Annotated in this window: 22 protein-coding genes; 11 read left to right on the plus strand and 11 right to left on the minus strand. The window is 70.7% G+C overall.

Features of this window, described 5'->3' with window-relative positions:
* Positions 1-44: 44 nt before the first annotated feature.
* The 7 genes from pedF to FQY83_RS04255 all read left to right on the plus strand — a co-directional run bounded on the left by pedF (position 45) and on the right by FQY83_RS04255 (position 7,659).
* The gene (pedF, locus tag FQY83_RS04225; RefSeq protein WP_146385403.1) at positions 45-539 is read left to right on the plus strand and encodes a cytochrome c-550 PedF; all 495 of its coding nucleotides are present in this window, start codon (positions 45-47) and stop codon (positions 537-539) included.
* 168 nt (positions 540-707) lie between these two features.
* Positions 708-2,555: a PQQ-dependent methanol/ethanol family dehydrogenase gene (locus FQY83_RS04230; RefSeq protein ID WP_146385405.1), complete on the plus strand. Its 1,848-nt coding sequence runs from the start codon at positions 708-710 to the stop codon at positions 2,553-2,555.
* A gap of 54 nt (positions 2,556-2,609) precedes the next feature.
* Positions 2,610-3,203, plus strand: a complete 594-nt coding sequence (locus FQY83_RS04235; protein WP_146385407.1) for a pentapeptide repeat-containing protein — start codon at positions 2,610-2,612, stop codon at positions 3,201-3,203.
* 76 nt (positions 3,204-3,279) lie between these two features.
* Complete coding sequence (locus tag FQY83_RS04240; protein WP_202878154.1) at positions 3,280-4,455, plus strand: porin; 1,176 nt, start codon at positions 3,280-3,282, stop codon at positions 4,453-4,455.
* A 198-nt stretch (positions 4,456-4,653) separates the two neighbouring features.
* Positions 4,654-5,100 carry an azurin gene (azu, locus tag FQY83_RS04245; protein ID WP_146385409.1) on the plus strand — a complete coding sequence of 149 codons (447 nt, stop codon included), beginning with the start codon at positions 4,654-4,656 and terminating at the stop codon, positions 5,098-5,100.
* A gap of 7 nt (positions 5,101-5,107) precedes the next feature.
* Positions 5,108-7,264: a TonB-dependent receptor family protein gene (locus tag FQY83_RS04250; protein WP_146385411.1), complete on the plus strand. Its 2,157-nt coding sequence runs from the start codon at positions 5,108-5,110 to the stop codon at positions 7,262-7,264.
* Entirely contained in the window at positions 7,264-7,659 is a 396-nt protein-coding gene (locus FQY83_RS04255) for a DUF779 domain-containing protein (protein ID WP_146385413.1), read from the plus strand. Before FQY83_RS04250 ends, FQY83_RS04255 begins: the two co-directional genes overlap by 1 nt.
* Positions 7,660-7,771: 112 nt before the next feature.
* On the opposite strand, the gene FQY83_RS04260 is transcribed toward FQY83_RS04255, so the two are convergent.
* Complete coding sequence (locus tag FQY83_RS04260; RefSeq protein WP_146385415.1) at positions 7,772-9,169, minus strand: FAD/NAD(P)-binding protein; 1,398 nt, start codon at positions 9,167-9,169, stop codon at positions 7,772-7,774.
* A gap of 356 nt (positions 9,170-9,525) precedes the next feature.
* Between FQY83_RS04260 and FQY83_RS04265 the strand changes: the two genes are divergently transcribed.
* Positions 9,526-10,230, plus strand: a complete 705-nt coding sequence (locus FQY83_RS04265; protein WP_146385417.1) for a 2OG-Fe(II) oxygenase — start codon at positions 9,526-9,528, stop codon at positions 10,228-10,230.
* Positions 10,231-10,258: 28 nt separating this feature from the next.
* On the opposite strand, the gene FQY83_RS04270 is transcribed toward FQY83_RS04265, so the two are convergent.
* The 3 genes from FQY83_RS04270 to FQY83_RS04280 all read right to left on the minus strand — a co-directional run bounded on the left by FQY83_RS04270 (position 10,259) and on the right by FQY83_RS04280 (position 12,983).
* A complete protein-coding gene (locus FQY83_RS04270) occupies positions 10,259-10,699 on the minus strand; it encodes a response regulator (RefSeq protein WP_146385419.1) in 441 nt (146 codons plus the stop codon).
* Positions 10,700-10,709: 10 nt separating this feature from the next.
* Positions 10,710-11,765: a sensor histidine kinase gene (locus FQY83_RS04275; RefSeq protein WP_146385421.1), complete on the minus strand. Its 1,056-nt coding sequence runs from the start codon at positions 11,763-11,765 to the stop codon at positions 10,710-10,712.
* A gap of 117 nt (positions 11,766-11,882) precedes the next feature.
* On the minus strand, positions 11,883-12,983 hold the full coding sequence (locus FQY83_RS04280) for a PA0069 family radical SAM protein (protein ID WP_146385423.1): 1,101 nt from the start codon (positions 12,981-12,983) through the stop codon (positions 11,883-11,885).
* 62 nt (positions 12,984-13,045) lie between these two features.
* On the opposite strand from FQY83_RS04280, the gene cls reads away from it, so the two are divergent.
* The 3 genes from cls to FQY83_RS04295 all read left to right on the plus strand — a co-directional run bounded on the left by cls (position 13,046) and on the right by FQY83_RS04295 (position 15,774).
* Positions 13,046-14,485, plus strand: a complete 1,440-nt coding sequence (gene cls / locus FQY83_RS04285; protein ID WP_146386304.1) for a cardiolipin synthase — start codon at positions 13,046-13,048, stop codon at positions 14,483-14,485.
* A 235-nt stretch (positions 14,486-14,720) separates the two neighbouring features.
* Positions 14,721-14,993, plus strand: coding sequence for a hypothetical protein (locus FQY83_RS04290; RefSeq protein ID WP_146385425.1), 273 nt, complete (start codon positions 14,721-14,723; stop codon positions 14,991-14,993).
* 28 nt (positions 14,994-15,021) lie between these two features.
* Positions 15,022-15,774 carry a pyridoxine 5'-phosphate synthase gene (locus FQY83_RS04295; protein ID WP_146385427.1) on the plus strand — a complete coding sequence of 251 codons (753 nt, stop codon included), beginning with the start codon at positions 15,022-15,024 and terminating at the stop codon, positions 15,772-15,774.
* A 94-nt stretch (positions 15,775-15,868) separates the two neighbouring features.
* Here FQY83_RS04295 and FQY83_RS04300 read toward each other — a convergent pair whose 3' ends face one another.
* From FQY83_RS04300 to FQY83_RS04330, 7 genes are all read right to left on the minus strand, one after another.
* Positions 15,869-16,279 carry an ExbD/TolR family protein gene (locus tag FQY83_RS04300; protein WP_238333405.1) on the minus strand — a complete coding sequence of 137 codons (411 nt, stop codon included), beginning with the start codon at positions 16,277-16,279 and terminating at the stop codon, positions 15,869-15,871.
* Between the two features lie 324 nt (positions 16,280-16,603).
* Positions 16,604-17,020 (minus strand): ExbD/TolR family protein, encoded by a 417-nt coding sequence (locus FQY83_RS04305; RefSeq protein WP_146385429.1) that lies wholly within the window; start codon positions 17,018-17,020, stop codon positions 16,604-16,606.
* Positions 17,021-17,035: 15 nt separating this feature from the next.
* Positions 17,036-17,464 carry an ExbD/TolR family protein gene (locus tag FQY83_RS04310; protein WP_146385431.1) on the minus strand — a complete coding sequence of 143 codons (429 nt, stop codon included), beginning with the start codon at positions 17,462-17,464 and terminating at the stop codon, positions 17,036-17,038.
* A gap of 30 nt (positions 17,465-17,494) precedes the next feature.
* Positions 17,495-18,241 (minus strand): MotA/TolQ/ExbB proton channel family protein, encoded by a 747-nt coding sequence (locus FQY83_RS04315; RefSeq protein WP_146385433.1) that lies wholly within the window; start codon positions 18,239-18,241, stop codon positions 17,495-17,497.
* Positions 18,242-18,316: 75 nt separating this feature from the next.
* The gene (locus FQY83_RS04320; RefSeq protein ID WP_146385435.1) at positions 18,317-18,985 is read right to left on the minus strand and encodes an energy transducer TonB; all 669 of its coding nucleotides are present in this window, start codon (positions 18,983-18,985) and stop codon (positions 18,317-18,319) included.
* 136 nt (positions 18,986-19,121) lie between these two features.
* Entirely contained in the window at positions 19,122-20,339 is a 1,218-nt protein-coding gene (locus FQY83_RS04325; protein WP_158636430.1) for a tetratricopeptide repeat protein, read from the minus strand.
* Positions 20,340-20,409: 70 nt separating this feature from the next.
* Positions 20,410-21,201 (minus strand): M48 family metallopeptidase, encoded by a 792-nt coding sequence (locus FQY83_RS04330; protein WP_146385439.1) that lies wholly within the window; start codon positions 21,199-21,201, stop codon positions 20,410-20,412.
* Positions 21,202-21,213 lie beyond the last annotated feature (12 nt).

Raw genomic sequence — 21,213 nt, forward strand, 5'->3', positions numbered from 1 at the left:
GCGGGCCGCGCCTTCTCGACCTGCACAACCGGAGTTCCGTTCCCATGCCAGCCTCTTCCGCAAGCAATACGCGCCTGCGCACCGCGGTGCTCGCGCTCGCGCTGCCGTTCGTTGCCGGCGCCGCCTGGTTCGCCGGCAGTGCCCGCGGCCACGGCGACACCGCGCCGCAGCCGGTCGACACCGGCACCCTGCCCAAGCTCGGCAGCGACGACTGGCTGTCGAGGAATCCGTTCCACGAAGGCGAGCACCACGACGAGGCGCTGGAAGTCGGCGCCCGCGGCTACAACGCCAACTGCGCGCGCTGCCACGGGCTGGAGGCGGTGTCGGGCGGCATCGCGCCCGACGTGCGCAAGCTCAACGCCGACTGCGGCGGCGACGAGGACTGCCTCGCCGACATGGACCAGTACTTCATCGACACCGCGCGCCACGGTCGCAGCCGCGACGGCCGCGTCTACATGCCGCCGTTCGAGGGAATCCTCAGCCAGGAGGCGATGTGGGCGATCCGCACCTACATCGATTCGCGGCCGCCGCCGGGGTGACATCGCGCGCAACCAACCACTGTCATTTCGAGCGCAGCGAGAAATCTGCACTACCGACATTCCGGGATCCCTCATTTCGTTCGGAATGACAAACAAGGCTTTGTGACAAACCGGCCTTTCCAGCAACGCAACCCACGCAACACGACACCAGCATCCCGGGGAGGGACCATGAAGACTGTTCTGCATTGCGCGATCGCGACCATCCTGGCCGGCGGACTGCTGTCCGCCGGCGCCCAGGCGACCCCCGTCTCCTGGGACGACATCGCCAACGACGACAAGACGCCCGGCGACGTGCTCAGCTACGGCTTCGGCCTGAAGGCGCAGCGCTTTTCGCCGCTCGACAGGATCAACACGAAGAACGTCGGCTCCCTGCAGCCGGTGTGGAGCTTCAGCTTCGGCGGCGAGAAGCAGCGCGGCCAGGAGGCGCAGGCGCTGGTGCACGACGGCAAGATCTACGTCACCGCCTCGTATTCGCGCCTGTTCGCGCTCGATGCCAGGACCGGCAAGCAACTGTGGAGCTACGAGCACCGCCTGCCCGACGACATCCGCCCCTGCTGCGACGTGGTCAACCGCGGCGCCGCGATCTACGGCAACAAGATCTACTTCGGCACGCTCGACGCGCGCGTGGTCGCGCTGGACAAGGACACCGGCAAGGTCGTGTGGAACAAGAAGTTCGGCGATCACAAGGTCGGCTACACCATGACCGGCGCGCCGACGCTGGTGAAGGAGAAGAACGGGCGCGTGCTGCTGATCCACGGCAGCTCGGGCGACGAGTTCGGCGTGCTCGGCTACCTGTTCGCGCGCGATCCCGAAACCGGTGACGAAGTCTGGGCGCGGCCGCTGGTCGAAGGCCACGTCGGCCGGCTCGACGGCAAGGACAGCACGCCCACCGGCGATCCGAAGGCGCCGTCATGGCCGGACGACCCCTCGCGCCCGACCGGCAAGTCCGAGTCCTGGAGCCAGGGCGGCGGCGCGCCGTGGCAGAGCGCGAGCTACGATCCGGAGACCAACACCATCGTCATCGGCGCCGGCAATCCCGCGCCGTGGAACGGCAACCTGCGCACGCCGCCCGGCGGCAACCAGCACGACTACGACAGCCTGTTCACCTCCGGCCAGGCCTACGTCGACGCCACCACCGGCGAGCTCAAGGGCTTCTACCAGCACACGCCCAACGACACCTGGGACTTCTCCGGCAACAACGAGATCGTGCTGTTCGACTTCAGGAAGGACGGCAAGACCATCAAGGCCGGCGCGCACGCCGACCGCAACGGCTTCTTCTTCGTCACCGACGTCGACAAGCTCGCCACCGGCGCCGGCTATCCGAACAAGCCGACCGCGCTGCTGGCCGCCTACCCCTTCGTCGACGGCATCACCTGGGCCAAGGGCTTCGACCTCAAGACCGGGCGCCCGATCGAGAACGCGGGCCAGCGCCCGGTGCAGCCGAAGGAAGGCGAGCAGAAGGGCCCGCAGATCTTCGTCTCGCCGCCGTTCCTGGGCGGCAAGAACTGGAACCCGATGAGCTACAGCCCCAGGACCGGCCTGTTCTACATCGCCGCCAACCACTGGGGCATGGACTACTGGGCCGAGCACCTGGCCTACAACCCCGGTTCGGCCTACCTGGGCATGGGCTTCCGCATCAAGCGCCTGCACGACGACCACGTCGGCATCCTGCGCGCGCTCGACCCGCAGACCGGCAGGATCGCGTGGGAGAAGAAGGAGGTCTACCCGCTGTGGTCGGGCACGCTGGCGACCGCGGGCGACCTCGTGGTCACCGGCACCTCGGACGGCTACGTCAAGATCTTCGACGCGAACAACGGCGACGAGCTGTGGAAGTTCCAGACCGGCAGCGGAATCATCTCGATCCCGATCACCTGGGAACTCGACGGCGAGCAGTACATCGGCCTGGCCTCGGGCTACGGCGGCGCAGTGCCGCTGTGGGGCGGCGACATGGCCGAGCTGACCAGGACCGTGACCCAGGGCGGTTCGTACTGGGTGTTCAAGCTGCCCAGGCGCTGATTGCGACCGCGGCACGGCGCCACGCGCGCCGTGCCGCCCCAACGGAGACCTCCGATGCCTGCCCTGCTCCGCACCGCCGGCCCGATGCTGGCGGTCATGGCCCTGCTCGCGTCCGCGCCGGCGACCGCGCTGACGCCCGACGCGCCCGAGCGCAAGCCGCTGCGCCAGTGCGAGCCTGCGCCCGGCGCCGACTGCTCGAACGCGGACCTGCGCTTCGTCGATCTCGTCGGCAGGGACCTGCACGACGCCGACTTCCGCGGCGCCGACCTCAGCCGCGCCGACCTGCGCGGCGCCAACCTCGTCGGGGCGGACTTCACTGACGCCATCGCGATCGGCGCGAACTTCTCGAAGTCCTACCTCGCCACCGCGAAGTTCATCCGCGCCGACCTGACCGGCGCGCTGATGGAGTCGGCGCGCATGAGCAAGTCCGACCTGTCCGGCGCGACGCTGGTCGGCACCAGCCTGTCCGGCGCCTGGGCGATCGGCTGCAACTTCAGCGGCGCCTCGCTGCGCAACGTCGACGCGCAGGAAACCAAGTTCAGCGCATCGACCTTCGACGGCGCGTCGATGCACGGCACCAAGATCCGTTTCGCGCTGTTCTCCGAGGTCGTGTTCGGCAGCTGCCAGGGCTGCCCGACCGACTGGTGAGCACAGCCTTCCATCGATCAAACCCGCGCGCAGACGCGGGACACCCTGCGCTACCCACTTTTCCGGGAGGAAGACCATGCATGCCACCATGACCGCGCCCGTGTGCGCGCGCCGGCGCCGTCTCGCGGCCCCGCTGTCCCTGCTCTGCCTGCTGTGCACGCCCGCCGCGCAGGCGGTCGAGTTCGAGGCCGGCGACTGGAAGATCGACGTCGGCGGCTTCATCAACGCCTACTACACCTACACCGACTGCGGCGACGAGCCCGTCGGCGGCCTCGCGCTCGCCGGCCAGGCGCTGGGCTGCGGCGGCCAGGACGCGCGCAGCACGATCGGCAACGGCCTGCTGCCGAACGCGCTGGTGACCAAGTTCTCGACCGAACAGTCCGGCTACGACATCGGCGGCACGATCGCGATCATGGCGCATACCGCCACCTCCAGCGCGATCGCGCCCAACAGCGGCGTCGACGTGCGCCAGGCCTTCTTCACCGTCGGCAACGCGGACATCGGCACGTTCAAGCTCGGCCGCGACTACGGCGTGTTCGGCGCGAACGCGATCCTCACCGACATGACCCTGCTCGGCGTCGGCGCGCCGATCCAGGCCACCCAGCGCGGCCGCGTCACGCTCGGCCACATCGGCGCCGGCTACAGCTACCTCGGCCACTACGGGCAGATGGCGTGGACCTCGCCGGCGTTCGGCGGCGGCAACGTTACCCTCGCGGTGATGAGCCCGGTCGACAACGGCGGCACGCACGATTCGGGCTCGGCGCCGCAGCTGCAGGCGCAGTACGCCTGGAGCGGCGAGGGCTTCAAGGTCTGGATCGGCGGCAAGCAGCAGAAGTTCGAGTCGACGATCGACGGCATGGACGACTTCACCATGTCCGGCGCGGAGCTCGGCGCCTCGCTCACCGCCGGCCGGTTCTCGGCGCTGGCCAACGTGCAGTCGGGCAAGGGCCTGGGCATCCTCTCCGATGGCGACCAGCTCGATACGAAGTCGAGCAACTGGCTGGTGCAGGGCACGTTCGCCGCGACCGAAAAGCTCAAGCTCGGCGCCAACTACGGCATCAGCAGGAACCGCGACGAAACACCGGCCACCGGCGGACTCGAATCCAACGCCAACGCCACCGTCGGCGGCTACTATCAGCTCACGCCCGGCGTGACCCTGGCGCTGGAGCTCGGGCAGACCCGCTCGGAGGCCTTCGACGGCACCACGGTGGAGATGAACGGCGCGTCGTTCGGCGGCATCATCTTCTTCTGACGCCCGCGGGTCTGCATCACCCGAGGAACTTCCTAACACCGGTCATTTCGGGCGTAGCGACAAGCGCGTTACAACCGCGAAGCGGGTCAATCCCTGCGCCCGATTTCCCCGGATTCTTCACTGCGTCCGGAATGACAAGTTCAGACTTTCAGGATGACCAGAGAACTTTCCAGCGTTTGCCCCAACGGAGATCCACCCATGATCCTGCGCATTGCCCTCGCCCTGCTGCTGTCCGCGGCCGCGCCGCTCGCGTTCGCCAAGACCTGCAGCGTCACCATCGAATCGAACGACGCGATGCAGTTCGACAAGAACGAGATCAAGATCGACGCGGCCTGCACCAAGGTCGAGCTCACGCTCAGGCACACCGGCAAGATGCCGGCCACGGCGATGGGCCACAACTGGGTGCTCGCGAAGACGTCCGACTTCCGGCCGGTGGCGATCGCCGGCGGCCGCGCCAGCGCCGCCGACGCCTACCTGCCCAAGGACGACGCGCGGGTGATCGCGCATACCGGGCTCATCGGCGGCGGCGAGTCGACCACGATCAGTTTCCCGACGGCCAGGCTGGACAAGGGCGGCGACTACACCTTCTTCTGTTCGTTCCCGGGCCACTGGAACGTCATGAAGGGCAAGCTGGTCTTCGGCTGATCGCACCATGGCCTTTTCGTCGCAGCGACGCAGCGCGGGCCCCTGGCCGTGGCTGGCCGTGTTCACCGCGTTCAGCGCATCGCCGGCCGCGGCCGAGGATGCGCTGGACGCGGTGACGCTGGACCGCGTCGAGGTCACCTCGGCGCGGCTGCAGCGCGTGGCGCCGTTCGACGTGCCGGCCTCGCTGAGCGCGATCGAGCTCGACGGCGGCGCCGCGGCGCCCGGCGTGAACGTGTCGGAGGCGCTGTCGGGCGTGCCGGGGCTGTCCGCGCGCGACCGCCAGAACTTCGCGCAGGACACGCAGCTGTCGATCCGAGGCTTCGGCGCGCGCTCGACCTTCGGCGTGCGCGGCCTGCGCCTGTACGCCGACGGCATTCCGGCGACGATGCCCGACGGGCAGGGCCAGGTCTCGCACTTCAGCCTCGCCGGCGCGCAGCGCATCGAGGTGCTGCGCGGGCCGTTCTCGGCGCTGCATGGCAACTCCTCCGGCGGCGTGGTGCAGATCCGGAGCGCCGACGGACAGGCGCCTGCGCGCGGGCACCTGCAGGCCAGCGCCGGGCGTGACGACAGCCGCGCGCTGTCGGCCAGCGTGCGCGGCGCCGGCGAGGTCTTCGGCTACGCGCTCGCGGCCAGTCGTTTCGACACCGACGGCTGGCGCGACCACGGCGCCGCGCGCCGCACCTCGTTCAACGCCAAGCTGCACGCCGGGCTGCCGCGCGAGGGCCGCGTGCAGCTGGTCGCCAACCATTTCGACGCGCCCGACGCGCAGGATCCGCTCGGCCTGACCCGGGCGCAGGTGCAGGAGAATCCCCGGCAGGCGACGTCGGTCGCAACCCAGTTCAACACGCGCAAGTCGGCGCGCCAGGACCAGCTCGGGCTGCGCGTCGAGCAGCCCTTCGGTGACGGCCATGCGCTCGAGGCGATGGCCTACGGCGGCCGGCGCGAGATCGAGCAGTTCCTCGCCCTGCCGGTCGCGGCGCAGGCGAACCCGCTCAATTCCGGCGGCGTGATCGACCTCGACAACGACTACGGCGGCGTCGACCTGCGCTGGCGCTGGACCGGCACGCTGGCGGGGCGTCCGCTGGAGGCCGCGTTCGGCGCCAACGCCGACCGCCAGCGCCAGCATCGCCGCGGCTACGAGAACTTCGTCGGCGACGCGCTGGGCGTGCGCGGCGCGCTGCGGCGCGACGAGCGCAACCGCGTCGACAACGTCGACCGCTACGCGCAGGCCTGGTGGCAGTTCGCGCAGCGCTGGTCGCTGCTCGCCGGCGCGCGCCACAGCGCGGTGCGCTTCCGCTCGGACGACGCCTACGTCACCGCCGCCAATCCCGACGACAGCGGCCGCGTCGACTACTCGGAGACCACGCCGGTGCTCGGCCTGTCGTTCGCGCCGGCGCGCGACTGGCGGCTCTACGCCTCGGCCGGCCGCGGCTTCGAGACGCCGACCTTCAACGAGCTCGGCTACCGCGCCGACGGCGGCGCCGGCCTCGCTTTCGACCTGGTGCCCGCCACCAGCCGCAACGTCGAACTCGGCGCGAAGTGGCGCAGCGCCAGCGGCGCGCGCATCGAGGCCGCGCTGTTCCGCGCCGACACCGACGACGAGCTCGCGGTCGCGCGCAACGTCGGCGGGCGCAGCAGCTACCGCAACGTCGGCCGCGCGCGGCGCGAGGGCGCGGAGCTGTTTGCGTCGCTGCCGTTCGGCGAGGCCTGGTCGCTCGAACTGGCGTGGACCTGGCTCGACGCGCATTTCCGCGACGGCTTCCCGATCTGCACCGGCGCCGGCTGCACCGATCCCTCGGTGCTGGTGGCGGCGGGCACGCGCATTCCGGGCACTTCGCGGCAGCAGGGCTGGGCGCGGCTGGCCTGGCAGCCGCGCGACTGGACGTTCGCGCTCGAGGCATCGGGCACGGCGGCCGTCAGCGTCAACGACACCGGCAGCGAACACGCGCCCGGTTACGCCATCGCCCACCTCGAGGCCGCGCGCAGCTGGCGCCGGGCGGGCGGCACGCTGCGCGCGTTCGCGCGCGTCGACAACCTGTTCGACCATGCCTACATCGGTTCGGTGATCGTCAACGAGGGCAACGGCCGCTACTACGAGCCGGCGCCCGGGCGCGGCCTGCTGCTGGGGCTGCGCTGGCAGTGGCAGGCGGCCGGGAGCGAATGATGATCACGCAGGAACAGGCGGCGCTCGACACGCGGCAGGTCAAGGCGACGCTGGCCGCGCTGCAGCTGATCGAGCGGCTGCGCGCGAAGCACGGGCCGGTGCTGTTCCACCAGTCGGGCGGCTGCTGCGACGGCTCTTCGCCGATGTGCTATCCGCAGGACGACTTCATCGTCGGCGACCGCGACGTGCGGCTGGGCGAGATCGGTGGCGCGCCGTTCTACATCAGCCCCTCGCAGTTCGAGTACTGGAAGCACACCCAGCTGATCATCGACGTGGTCGAGGGCCGCGGCGGCATGTTCTCGCTGGAGAACGGCGAGGGCCTGCGCTTCCTCGTGCGCTCGCGGCTGTTCAGCGACGCTGAGTACGCGCGGCTGCAGGCCGGGGGGCGGGTGTGATCCCACCGGTCCCCGGTCCCTGTAGGCGCCTTCAGCCATGATGTGTTTGATTCATGCTTGGCGGTTCGTGATCGGGATAGCTGGTGAGGAAGGGCATCGCGCCTGAAGGCGCCTACAGGGCCTGGCGGTGGTCCAGGATCGCTTCTCCCGCCCGCAGCGCGGCGGCCCGGTCCGGTTCCACCAGCGCCCGCGCCAGCCAGCTGGCGGCGACGCGCAGCTCCGGGACCGCGGTGATTTCCCAGAAGCGGCCGCGCAGCAGGGGCCCAAGGCAGTAGAGGCCGGGGACCGGCCGGCCCTGCGCGTCCACCACCTCCAGCGCGTCGGTGGTGTCGAGGCCGAGGTCGTGGCGGTCGGCGGCGACGATGCCCGATTCGCGCAGCTGCGCCAGCAGCGGATGGGTGGTGCGCGCAACGTCGGTGTTGAGCCCGGTGGCGCGCAGCAGCACGTCGTAGCGCTCGTGGCGGACGTGGGTCGCGCCGCGTTCGCGCAGCAGCACCGACACGCCGTTCTCGGCAATGCCGGCGCGGACCAGACGGCCGGCCAGGATCCGCAGCTGGCCCTGCGCGCGCATCGCGTCGATCTGTTCGGCGATCGCCGGGGCGATACGGTGCCGCGCGACTTCCCAGTACGAGCGCAGGTGGCGCAGGAACTGCCGCCGCCGCGGCTCGGACAGTCCCTGCCAGAACGCCTGGGTGTGCGGCCGCAGCGCATCGACCAGCGCGCGCCAGTCGACCACCGTCGACAGCGCGCGGATGCGGCGCAGCAGCCCGGGCAGGTCGTGCTCGGCCAGCGCCTGGCGGATGCCCGGCGGCAGGTCGGCCACCGGCAGCGGCTGCCCGGCGTGGCGCTGCGGCAGCAGGCCGTGCCGCGACAGCGCGTCGATCCGCCCGCGGTGCCCGCGCTGGCGCAGGGTCGCGGCGACGTCGGCCATGGTCAGCCCGGTGCCGACCACGAGGATGCGCGCGTCGGCATCGATGCGTTCGATCGCGCGCTCCTGCCACGGCCAGCCGATGTAGCGCGGATGCACGGCCAGGCGCGGACCGACGCCGGCCAGCGGCGGCGGCGGCAACGCGCCCACCGCCAGCACCACGCAATCGCTGACGATCGCGGCGCCGTCGTCGAGCTGCACGTGCAGCGCGCCGTCGAAGCGGTCGATCGCCACCGCCTCGCGCCGCACCTCGTGCACGCGCACGCCGTCGCCGGTGGCCAGCGCGTGCAGGCGGTCGCGCAGGTAGTCGCCGTAGAGCTGGCGCGGCAGGAAACCCGCGCGCCCGCGCTCGCCGAGCTTGAACCAGTCGGCGAAATCGTCGGGATCGTCGGGCGACAGGCCGAGGTCGCGCGCACGCACGTTCAGCACATGCTCGGGACGCGCATCGCCATAGGCGACGCCGCCGCCGTAGTTGCCGTCCACGCCGACCAGGCACACCGTCGTGCCCGCCGGCGCGCTGCGCTTGAGCGCCGCGGCGAGCGCGACGCCGCTGAAGCCCGCGCCGATGATGGTGATCCGCATCGTTCGTCCTCCTTCCGGTCCCGGGCCCTTGTGTACGACAGGGATCGCCGCGGCGGGTAAAGCGGACGTTATCCGCGCAGGCGCATTGGTTGGCTGCACATGCCGAATCGGAATGTCGGCCGACGCGGGACTGTCGCATTGGCCGGGCGCGGTCCGCCCGGATGGGCGGCCGGGGCCGGCGGGACGAAGGCCGGCGCTCGCACACACTGTCATTTCGACCGCAGGGAGAGAACTCCCTGCCCGGCGTCGGGAACCGCGGACAAGGCGATGGAGCGGGATTTCTCCCTGCGGTCGAAATGACAGTTCTTCGGGGACGTGCACGACGACCACCCGGACGCGGGCGATAGAATCCACCGATGCCCGGCGCCGACTTCATCGAGGTCTATCCCGCAGCGCTAGACGCGCAAGCCTGCGCCGCGATCGTTGAACGCCTGCGCGCCAGCGACGTCCTGCAGCCGGGCCAGGTCGGCGGCGGCGTGTACCCGGAGCTCAAGCGCAGCCGCGACCTGTCGCTCGACGGCCGGCCCGAATGGGCCGACGTGGCGCAGGCGCTCAACGTCGCGGTCTACGGCGGGCTGCTCGCCTACCTGCGCAAGTATCCGCAGGCGCTGGTCGCGCCGCTGATGCTGCAGCAGCCGGGCGAGGACGGCCGCCTGCGCCGGCTGTCGGCGGACGACATCGCCGCGCTCGACGACCAGGGCCTCGGCCGGCTCGCCCACGCCTGCCTGCGCCCGGGCGCGATCAACCTGCAGTGGTACCGCGCCGGCGAAGGCGGCTATCCCTACTGGCACTGCGAGCTGTATCCGCGCGGCGCGGACGCCGAGACGCTGCACCGCCACCTGCTGTGGACGCTCTACCTCAACGACGGCTTCGCCGCGGGCGAGACCGAGTTCCTGTTCCAGCAGCGCAAGGTCGCGCCGCGCGCCGGCGACCTGCTGATCGCGCCGACCGCGTTCACCCACACCCATCGCGGCAACCGCCCCGAGGGCGGCGACAAGTTCATCGCGACCAGCTGGATCCTGTTCCAGCGCGCCGAGGTCCTGTACGGGGCGACGCAATAGGTCCGTCGTGCGCGCTCGCGCGCCAGGCTCAGCCGGCGACGCGCGGCTGGTTGAGCACCAGCCAGTACAGCCCGATCTGCTTGACCACGCCGACGAACTGCTCGAACTCCACCGGCTTGCGGATGTAGCTGTTCACGCCGAGCGCGTAGGTGGCCTCGACGTCGAAGGGTTCGTCGCTGGTGGTCAGCACCACCACCGGCAGCGCGCGGGTGCGCGCGTCGCCGCGGATCGCCTGCAGCACCTCGCGGCCGTCGAGCTTGGGCAGGTTGAGGTCGAGCAGCACGATCGCCGGCAACTGCTTCACGTCGCGGTCGGCGTATTCCCCGCGCGCGAACAGGTAGTCCAGCGCGGCGGCGCCGTCGCTCACGACCACCAGCTGGCGATCGATGCCGGCCTCGGTGAACGCGATGCGGGTCAGTTCCGCGTCGTCCGGGTTGTCTTCGATCAGCAGGATGTCGCTCTGGTTCATGGCATTGGGTTCAAGGCGTGTGCGCGGCCGCAGCCGGCAGTTCGACGAAGAAGGTGCTGCCCTCGCCCGGCTGCGAATGCGCGTGCATCGCGCCGCCGTGGCGTATCGCGATCTGCTGCGCGATCGCGAGGCCGAGTCCATTGCCACTGCCCTGCTCCGCGCCGTGCAGGCGCTGGAACGGGAGGAACAGCTTGTCAGCATAGCGCATGTCGAAACCGCGGCCGTGGTCGCGGATCGACAGCCGCAGGCGGTCGCCGGCGATCTCGCCCGCGACCGTGATCTCGACCCGCTCGCGCTGCGCCGAGAACTTCCAGGCGTTGTCGAACAGCTTGTGCAGCAGGCTCTTGAGCCAGTGTTCGTCGCCCATGGCGTACAGGTCCGGCGCCACCTCGACCACGGCCGCGCGCGCGGGATCGGCGTCGCGCAGCTCGGCCGCGACCCAGTCGCACAGCAGGCTGATGTCGACCACCTCCTCGCGCAACGGTTGCCGCGCCGCGCGCAGTAGCTCCAGCAGCCCGTCGATCAGGCGCTCGGCCCGCGCCGCGGCCGCGCGGATGCGCCCCAGGTCGGACCTGCCCTCGTCGCCGCCGACCGCACCGGATTCGTCGAGCTTGGTGGCGAAACCGGCGATGCTGCGCAGCGGCGCGCGCAGGTCGTGGGAGATGCCGTAGGCGAGATGGTCCTGCAGGCGCGCGGTGGCGTCCTCGCTGCGACGCTGGACCAGCGCTTCGCGGTGGTCCTCGAGCTGCAGCAGGATCGCGCCATTGTGATCGCCCAGCGGCGCGAGCGTGAGCTTCCACGCACGATCGCCGTCATCCGCGCCCGTCGCCTCGAACGCCTGCCGGGCCTCGCGCGGCGCGGCGGTCGCGGATGCGATCCGCTGCGCGGACGCGGCATCGAACAACGCTTCGTGCGCGCGCGTGCCGACCAGGGCCTCGGCCGGGCGCTGCAGCAGCCGGCACAGCGACGCATTGACCGCCAGCCAGTCGCCCTGCGCGGACAGCACGGCCATGCCCGCTTCCGCGTGCGCGAACGCGTCCCGGTACAGGCGGGCTTCAACCTCCATGGTCGATCACGATGACGCGGCACCCCCGTTCATGGACGCAAGTCTACGGAAGTACGGTGTCGAGAGCCGGTGCAGGCCATGTGAAAGCCGCCGGCGCGCGGCCCGTGCAAGCACGGTTCAGAACAGCTCGCCCTGTCCGCCCGGCGCGACCGGTGCGCGGAAGCGCGTGGTGTCGAGCGGCGGCAGCCGGCCCAGGCCCAGCCGGCGCCGGGCCTTGGCGAAACGCGCGGCGATCAGCTCGGCGAACGGGCCTTCGCCGCGCATCCGCGTGCCGAAGCGGCTGTCGTAGTCACGGCCGCCACGCATCTGCCGGACCAGGCTCATCACGTGCGCGGCGCGTTCGGGATGATGCAGCTGCAACCATTCCCGCCAGAGGTCCTTGAGTTCGTGCGGCAGGCGCAGCAGCGCATGGCCCGCGGCGCGCGCGCCGGCCGCGTGCGCGGCTTCGAGGATCGCCTCGATCTCGTGGTCGTTGATCGCCGGGATCACCGGCGCCAGCATCACCCCGACCGGCACGCCGGCGTCGGCCAGCGCGCGCATCGCCCGCAGCCGTGCATGCGGTGCCGAGGCGCGCGGCTCCATCCGCGCCGACAGCCGGTTGTCGAGCGTGGTCACCGAGAAGTACACGCTGGCCAGCCGCTGCGCGGCCAGCGGCGCGAGCAGGTCGAGGTCGCGCGTGACCAGCGCGTTCTTGGTGATCAGGCTGAAGGGGTGCCGGCATTCGGCCATCACCTCGATCAGCGCGCGCGTGATCCGGTAGCGCCGTTCGATCGGCTGGTAGGCGTCGGTGTTGATGCCCAGCGCGATCGGCGCGCAGCGGTAGCCCTTGCGCGATAACTCGTCGCGCAGGCGCTGCGCGGCATTGGTCTTGGCGAACAGGCAGGTCTCGAAATCCAGTCCCGGCGAGAGGTTCAGGTAGGCGTGCGAGGGCCGCGCGAAGCAGTACACGCAGCCGTGCTCGCAGCCGCGGTAGGGATTCACCGACTGGCTGAAGCCGATGTCGGGCGAGTCGTTGCGGCTGACGATGCTGCGCGCATGCTCCTCGTGCACGCGGGTGTCCGGATGCGGCGCGGGATCGGTGTCGTCGCCCGGCTGCAGCGAATCCCAGCCGTCGTCGTCGGCGTGCGCGGTGGTGACCTCGTAGCGGCCCGGTAGGTACGAGGCCGCGCCGCGGCCCTTGATCGGCGCGGTGGCGCGGGGAAGCGCTTTCGTCGTCATCCGCATCCGATTAGCCTAGGCACGGCGCGTCGCAGTCCCCGCGACGACGGAGGGGCGTGGCGATGCTCGACGTGCTGCACCGCGGCTGGGAGGCGCTGGCGTCGATCCCGCACCTCGGGCTCTACCTGACCTTCGGCTGGGCGCTGTACCTGCTGCTGCTCGGCGGCTGGATCGTGCTGCAGAAGCGCGAGCCGGTGGCGACGCTGAGCTGGCTGCTGGGCCTGGCGCTGCTGCCCTACCTCGGCTTCCTGATCTACCACGTGTTCGGCCCGCAGCGGATCCACCGCCAGCGGCTGCGCCGGGCGCGCGTGCGCGGCGACATGACGCCGCAGGCGCTGGCCGAGGACGAGGAGGTCGCCGAACTCGGGCGCATGGCGCGCGCCGCGACCGGCCTGCCGATGACCACGGCCAGCGACGTGCGCCTGCTGGTGGACGGCGCCGCGAAGTACGAGGCGCTGGTCGAGGACATCCGCACCGCGCGCGAGCACGTCCACCTCGAGTACTACATCTGGCATCCCGACCGCAGCGGCGCCGCGCTGCGCGACGCCCTGGTCGAACGCGCGCGCGCCGGCGTGAAGGTGCGGCTGCTGCTGGATGCGCTGGGCGCGGCCAAGGCCAGCCGCTTCTTCGACGACCTGGTCGCGGCCGGCGGCGAACTGGCCTGGTTCCATCCGACCCGGTTCGGCCGCATCTGGACGCGGCCGTGGACCAACCTGCGCACCCACCGCAAGATCGTGGTGATCGATGGCCGCGTCGGCTACACCGGCGGCATGAACGTCACCGACGACCAGAACGAGCGCTGCAACGACGACGCCTACCGCGATCTGCACCTGCGCCTGGAGGGCAACGTGGTGCGCGCGCTGCAGCAGGTCTTCGTCGAGGACTGGGCCTACGCCACCGGCGAGCGCGGGTTCATCGGCGAGGTGGTCCGGCAGACGCCGCGGCTGCCGCCGGGCAGGACCTGTGCGCAGGTGATCACGTCGGGCCCGGATTCGCCCTGGGAAACCATCCACCGCGCCCACGTCGGCGCGATCCACGCCGCGAAACAGCGGGTGTGGATGACCACGCCCTATTTCGTGCCCGGCGAGGCGGCGATGATGTCGCTGACCTCGGCCGCGCTGGCCGGGCTCGACGTGCGCCTGCTGGTGCCGCGCAACAGCGATTCGAAGCTGGTCACGCTGGCCGCGCGCTCGTACTTCGGCCCGCTGCTGGTGGCCGGGGTGAAGATCTACGAGTACGGGCCGCGCATGCTGCACACCAAGTCGCTGCTGGTCGACGACAGCATGGTGCTGATCGGCAGCGCCAACTTCGACCACCGCAGTTTCCGCCTCAACTTCGAGGTGTCGGTGCTGTTCGACGACGCCGCGCTCGGGGCGCAGCTGGCGCAGCTGATCGAGGGCGAGCTGGCGCATGCGCCGCGGGTCCGGCAGGGACGCAAGCGCGGGTTGCTGCGCGCGCGCCTGCCCGAAGCGCTGGCGCGGCTGATGTCGCCGCTGCTGTAGGGGCCGGGGGCCGAGGTGTCATCCCGAATGCAGTGAGGGATCTGCTTCCAGCCCCGGCAAGACAGGGTTCCCCGCAAGCCCCGGCGCGCAGTCGAAGGACATGGGGATGACGAGCGATTGTGGTTCCCGAGTCCCGACGCCCCCGCGACCGGCGGCGCGCGCGGCCGCCCGAGCGGCATGCGCCGCCGGTGGTTGCGGGTAGACTTGGCCGCATTCCACGCAGCGGAGCCTGCCCATGCCCTGGTTGTTCCTGTTGCTCGCGGTCGCGGCACTGGCGATCGCCTTCATGGCCTCGTCGATGGCAGTGGTGGTGCTCAGCCTGCTGGCGGCGCTGGCGCTGCTGGGGCTCTGGATCCTCGGGCTGCTGGCGCAGCGGATCGGCAACCAGAGCCGCGACGACAGCCAGATGCTCGACCCGCGCGAACTGCAGCGCCTGCGCGAGCTGGCCGAGGCGCGTCGCGCCGCCGCGGCCCCCGCGCCGGCGGCGGACGAACCGCGCGCGCCATGAGCCGGGCGGCCGTGCCCGGCGCCGGCGCATGAGCTGCCGGCTCAGCGTCAACCTCAACAAGATCGCGGTGCTGCGCAATTCGCGCGGCGGCGGCGAGCCCGACCTGCTGCGCGCCGCGCGCACCTGCCTCGACGCCGGTGCCCACGGCATCACCGTGCACCCGCGGCCGGACGCGCGGCACACCCGCCACGACGACGTGCTGGCGCTGGCCGAGCTCGCCCGCGGGTCCGGCGTCGAGTTCAACCTCGAGGGCAATCCCTTCGCACCCGCCCGGGAGGGCTACGCCGGCTTCCTGCGCCTGTGCGAACTGGCGCGCCCGGCGCAGGCGACCCTGGTGCCGGACAGCGACGCCCAGCTCACGTCCGACCACGGCTTCGACTTCGCCCGCGACGGACAGGCGCTGCGGCCGCTGGTCGCGCGGCTCAAGGCGCTCGGCTGCCGCGTGAGCCTGTTCGCCGATGCCGGCGCCGACGTGGCGCAGGCCGCGGCCATCGGTGCGGACCGCATCGAGCTGTATACCGGTCCCTATGCCGAGGCCTTCGCCGCGGGCCGCGCCGCCGACGCCCTGCCCGCCTTCGTCGTCACCGCGCAGGCGGCACGCGACGCGGGACTGGCGATCAACGCCGGGCACGACCTCAGCCAGGCCAACCTCGGCGCCTTCCTCGATGCGGTGCCCGGGGTGGAGGAGGTCTCGATCGGGCACGCGCTGGTCGGCGAGGCGCTGTACGAGGGGCTTGCAGCCACGGTGGCGCGGTATCTGGCGATCCTGGCGCGGCGGTAGCCGCGGATTCGGGACAACATCTGAGCGACGCCGGTTGTCCCGGTCTCCCCGGCCGGGAGACCGGCGCCCGGACGGTTCGCCGGCAGCCGGACGCCTACTTGCGGACGAAGCCGATGTTGTCCAGCCCGGCGTTCCTCGCCGCGGCGAGGACCTTCGCTACCGCCTGGTAGTCGCAGTCGCCGCTGGCGTCGATCTTCAGCAGCGGCTGCCCGCCGGCGGAGGCGCTCGCCGCCGTGCGCATCAGCGCCGGCAGGGCCGCGCCGTCGGTCGCGCTGCCGTTCCAGAACACCTGGCCCGAGGCGTCGATCGACAGGTCGATCGGATCGGGCGGGTTGACCGGCTTGATCGGTGCGGTCTGCGGCAGGTCGACGTCGATCTGGTGCGACAGCGCCGGCGCGGTGACCATGAAGATGATCAGCAGCACCAGCAGCACGTCGCACAGCGGGATGATGTTGATCTCGGACATCGCGGGCGAGCCGCGGTCGGGCGGGTTGCGCAACGCCATGACGCACCTCCTGCTCGGGTGGACACGGCTCGACGCTACGCCGGTCGCGGCGCGCGGGCAAGTGCGACGAAGGTCGGGGGTCGACGAATTTCTGTTGCCCGTGTTCCTGTCATTTCGACCGCAGGGAGAAATCTCCTTCCCACGCGCCACGGGAGATTTCTCCCTGCGGTCGAAATGACAGGCTTTCCGGGGTTCCTCTTCGACAGGTGTTCTTCCGGCCTCCCACCGCTGCGCGGAACAAAAAAACGCCGCCCGGAAGGGCGGCGTTGAAAGGTGTTGCGGTAAGCGGTCGGCGCGCTGCAGGCGGCACCGGCCGGTCGTGCCTTACTTCTTGACGAAACCGATCTTCTGCATGTGCGCGTTCTTGGCCGAGGCCAGGACCTTGGCCAGCACGCCGTACTCGGCGTCCTCGCTCATGTCGATCTCCAGCGTGGGCTGGTTGGTCGCGTCGCGCTGGACCTCGGCGTCCATCATCTGGCGCAGAGCCGAGACCGGCGTCGGGCTGTCGTTCCAGTAGATCGTGCCGCCCGCGTCGATGCGCAGCCGGATCGGCTCCGGCGGTTCGACCGGGTTCTGCGGCGGGTTGAGCGAGCGCTGCGGCAGGTCGATGTCGATCGGATAGGACACCTGCGGCGCCGTGACCATGAAGATGATCAGCAGCACCAGCATGATGTCGCACAGCGGAATGATGTTGATGTCGGCCATCGGCGCGCCATCGCCACCACCGGATGAAAAAGCCATCGTGCGTTCTCCCGATCAGTTCTTTTCGCGGGCCGAGACGAAGCCCACCTTGCGCATGCCCTTGGCCTGCGCGAGGTTGACCACCTCGTTGACGATCCGGTACGGCGTGGTCGCATCGCCACGCACGTTGACCGGTGGTTGCGGCGTCTTCTGCGCTTCCACCGCCAGCGTGCTGTCGAGCAGGTCCATCGTGACCGGCTGGTCGTTGAGGTAGAGGGTGCCGTTCGACGTGATCGCGACCGTCAGTGGCGGCGCCGGCGGCGCCGTGTCCGGACGTTCGTCGAGGTTCGCCTGCGGCAGGTCGACCTTGACCTTGTGCGCCATCAGCGGTGCCGTGACCATGAAGATGATCAGCAGCACCAGCATCACGTCGACCAGCGGCACGATGTTGATCGTGGCGTTGACCTTGTCGTGACCGTCACCGCCGCCTGAACTGAAGGCCATGTCGAATCTCCGTCAGTCTGCTGCGGACGCTCAGCGACCCGCGTCGCCGACGCGGGCGCCGGTGGCGAAGAAGTCGTGCAGGTCGTGCGCGAAGGTGTCGAGCTTGTTGTTCGTGCTGCGGTTCAGGCGCACGAAGAAGTTGTAGCCCAGCACCGCCGGGATCGCGACCGCCAGACCGATGGCCGTCATGATCAGCGCCTCGCCCACGGGGCCCGCGACCGCGCCGATGTCGGCCTGGCCGGTGGCACCGATGCGGATCAGCGCGTTGTAGATGCCCCACACCGTGCCGAGCAGGCCGACGAACGGCGCGGTCGCACCGACGGTGGCGAGCACGGTCAGGCCGGCTTCCAGGCCCAGCGACTCGCGGGTCACCGCCTGGCGCAGCGCGCGGTCGACGAACTCGGAGCGGCTCAGCGACTCGGCCAGGCGCGAACCATCGTGGCGCTGGTGGTGGGCGGCGGCCTGGGCGGCGTCGAGCGCGACCTTCGAGAAGGGTTCGCTGCGCGGCTGCTCTTCCATGAAGCGGATCGCATCCTGCGCGTTCGGGGTTTCCCAGAACGTCGCGATCACGCGGTCCGAGCTGCCCTTGAGCCGGATGTTCTTGATGAAGTTGTAGATGATCCAGTAGATCGAGAGCACCGACATGATGATCAGCACGATGAACACGATCCAGTTCACCACTGTCATGTGTTCGATCAGGTTCGCGAAGCCCATCTGGGTCAGTGCCTGAGCGTTGTTGCCTCCGGTCACTGGGGCGGCGGTGGTTTCCTGCAGCATGACGCTTACCTTCTAGATGTTGTTGAGTGTAGGAGTGGAACGGGTGCAGCGGTTGGAAATGGTGTCGCGCGGCGGTCAGCCGCCGAGCCTGAAGTCGACGGGCACGCGCACGCGCCCGGCGGCCGGCTGGCCGTTGACGACCGACGGCCTGAAGCTCCAGCGGCGGGCGGCCTGCATCGCGGCGCGGTCGAGGTCGCGGTTGCGGCTGGACTTCTCGACCGAGACGTTGGTGACGTTGCCGTTGGCGTCGACGTCGATGACCAGGACCACCGTGCCCTCGATGCCGGCGCGCTGCGCGGCGGGCGGGTACTGCGGCGGGTTCATGTTCTTCGAGGAGATGTCGACGCTGGCGCCGATGTCCGGCTGCGCGGCGGGCGGCGCCGGCGGCGCCGGCGGCGGCGCGGGCGTGTCGACCGGCGACGGCTCGTCGAACACTACCGGCGGCTCCTCGGGCGGCGGCGGCAGCGGCGTCGGCTGCGGCGGCACGAGCTCCTTGATCGGGGTCGGCTTCGGCGGCTCCGGCGGCGGCGGCGGAGGGGGCGGCGGCGGCGGCGGCGGTTCGATGATCACCACGCGGGTGGCGTCATCGTCCTGCTGTTCGGCCTGGGGTGGCGTGGCGGGAGCGAGCAGCAGCAGCAAAGCCGCGGCATGGATGGCCACCACCAGGGTGAATCCTGCGATTCGCGCCCAGTCCAGACCTTCGTCTTCGTCTTTCCTGTCGGTGGTCGGCAAGCGTTCGGTCATGCGTTGAGCTCAAGTCTGGCCGAACGCCGAGGCGTCCGGGGTCGTGTCATGCCGTCGCCGGTTTTCGGCGACGGGAACTTCCAAGCTTATACCAATCCGCCGGCGCGATACCAACCGGTTTCCTTCCTGACTAGGATCAATTGGTCCGGGCCAGGATCTTCCTTGCCTCGTCGGGGGCGTTGAGGCCCTTGTCGAGCGCCTGCTGGGCGGCCTGCTTGGCCTCCGGGAGGCGACCTTCATTGGACAGCAGCTTGGCCAGGTTGAGCCAGGTCTCGCCGCTGGGGGCGAGGGGCGCCGCCTTGCGGTAAGCCTCGATCGCCGGCTCCACCTGCGACGGCTCGCCGAAGTAGTAGGCCTGCGCCAGCGCCACGTAGGTCTGGTAGTCGGGCTTGAGGATGTTCTTCTCCAGACCGTCGTTGATGACCTCGATGGCCTTGGACTGCCCGTCGTCGGAGTTGAGGTAGGCGACCATCAGGTTGCGGTACTCGCGATCCTCGGTCAGCTCGTTCCGCGCGCGCAGCTTCTCGTAGACCGCGGCGGCCTTGTCGTACTGGTCGGTCTGCAGGTAGGTCGCCGCCAGGTTGATCTGGGAGCGCTTGTCGTCCGGCGTGCGCGCCGCGATCTGCTCGGCGAGCTTCGCCGCCTCCCCGCCCTGGTCGGACTGGGCGTAGGACGCCATCAGCAGCTGCTGCCACTCCGGCTTCGCATCGGGGCCGTCGACCAGCGGCTTGAGCAGGGCGATGGCTTCGGGATAGCGCTCCAGGCGATACAGGATGTTGCCCTTCAGCGCGATGTGGCCCGGGTCCTGCGAGCCGGTTTCCGACAGCAGGCGATCCACGGTCTCCAGCGCCTGCGCGTGCTGGTCTTCCTGCGCCTGCAGCTGGGCGATGATGAACATGATCTCGTAGTGCTCGTTGTTGCCGAGGCTGTCGTACTGCAGCGCGCGCTGCAGGGTCTCGATCGCCCCGGCGGGGTCCTCGGCGATCTGCATCGAGCCGAGCAGGCGGCTGGCCATCGCCCGGTCGTAGTCGTTGGCCTTCTCGTCGCCGACGATCTCGCCGGCCTGCGCCTGCACCTGCGCCAGCTCGCCGTCCTCGTAGGCCTTGAACAGCTTCTGCAGCTTCGGCGTCATCGCCCGCGACGCCTTGGCCTCGGGCGCCTTGCGGGTCGCGTTGGGGTAGCGGTCGGCGTTGGCGGCCTCGGCCTTGCCCTTCTTGCCGCGCTCGCTGCGGCGCTCCTCCGCGCGTGTCTTGTTGTCTTCGTCCTGCGCCAGCGCGGGGGCGATCGTCGCCAGCGTCAGGCCGGTGGCCAGCATCGCGGTCAGCAGGCGGGCGGGTAGCGTCGTCTTGGGCATGGATCTCACCTTGTTTCGTGCGCCGGCGGCGCCGGGGTTGAAATGGGACGGGACGGGAAAGCGCCTGCGCTCAGCCGCAGGCCGGCCGGCGGCCGGCGGCGCGCGCCTGTTCATAGGTCGGGACCAGGGTGTTGGCGCGCGCCTGCAGCTCCGAGATGCGGCTCTGCGGGTCCGGGTGGGTGGACAGCCACTGCGGCGGGCGGCTGCCGCCGGCGGCAATCATGTTCTGCCACAGCGCGACCGCGGCGCGCGGGTCGAAGCCGGCCTGCGCCATCATGCGCTGGCCGACGACATCGGCCTCGCTCTCCTGCGCGCGCGAGCCCGGCAGCAGGAAGCCGGTCTGCGCCAGCATGCTGCCGCCCTGGGTGGCCAGCTGGCCGTAGTCGCCGGCGAGCGCGCCGAGCAGCTGCACCGCGCCCGCCGCGCCCATCTGCCGGGTGATGCGTTCGTCGTGGTGGCGTTCGATGACGTGGCCGATCTCGTGGCCGATCACCGCCGCGAGCTGGTCCTGGGTCCTGGCCACGCCGAAGATGCCGGTGTTGACGCCGACCTTGCCGCCGGGCAGCGCGTAGGCGTTGGGCTCGTTCTCGGCGAACACCGCCGACTCCCAGGCCACGCGCTGCTGGTCGGCCGGCAGCTGCTTCACCAGGGCGTTGACCACGCAGCGCACGTAGGCGTTCTGGCGGGCGTCGGTGCTCAGCGGGCCCTTCTGCTTGGCCTCGGTGAAGGCCTGCGCGCCGAGCTGGTTGAGCTGGTCCTGCGACACCGCGCCGACGTACTGGCGGCGGCCGGTCGACGAGGTCGTCGTCGCGCACGCCGCGAGCAGCGCGGCGATGACCAGCAGTGCGATGGTGTGCCTCATGTGCCTCCGGGG

The sequence above is a fragment of the Luteimonas marina genome (assembly GCF_007859325.1).
Classification (GTDB): Bacteria; Pseudomonadota; Gammaproteobacteria; order Xanthomonadales; family Xanthomonadaceae; genus Luteimonas; species Luteimonas marina.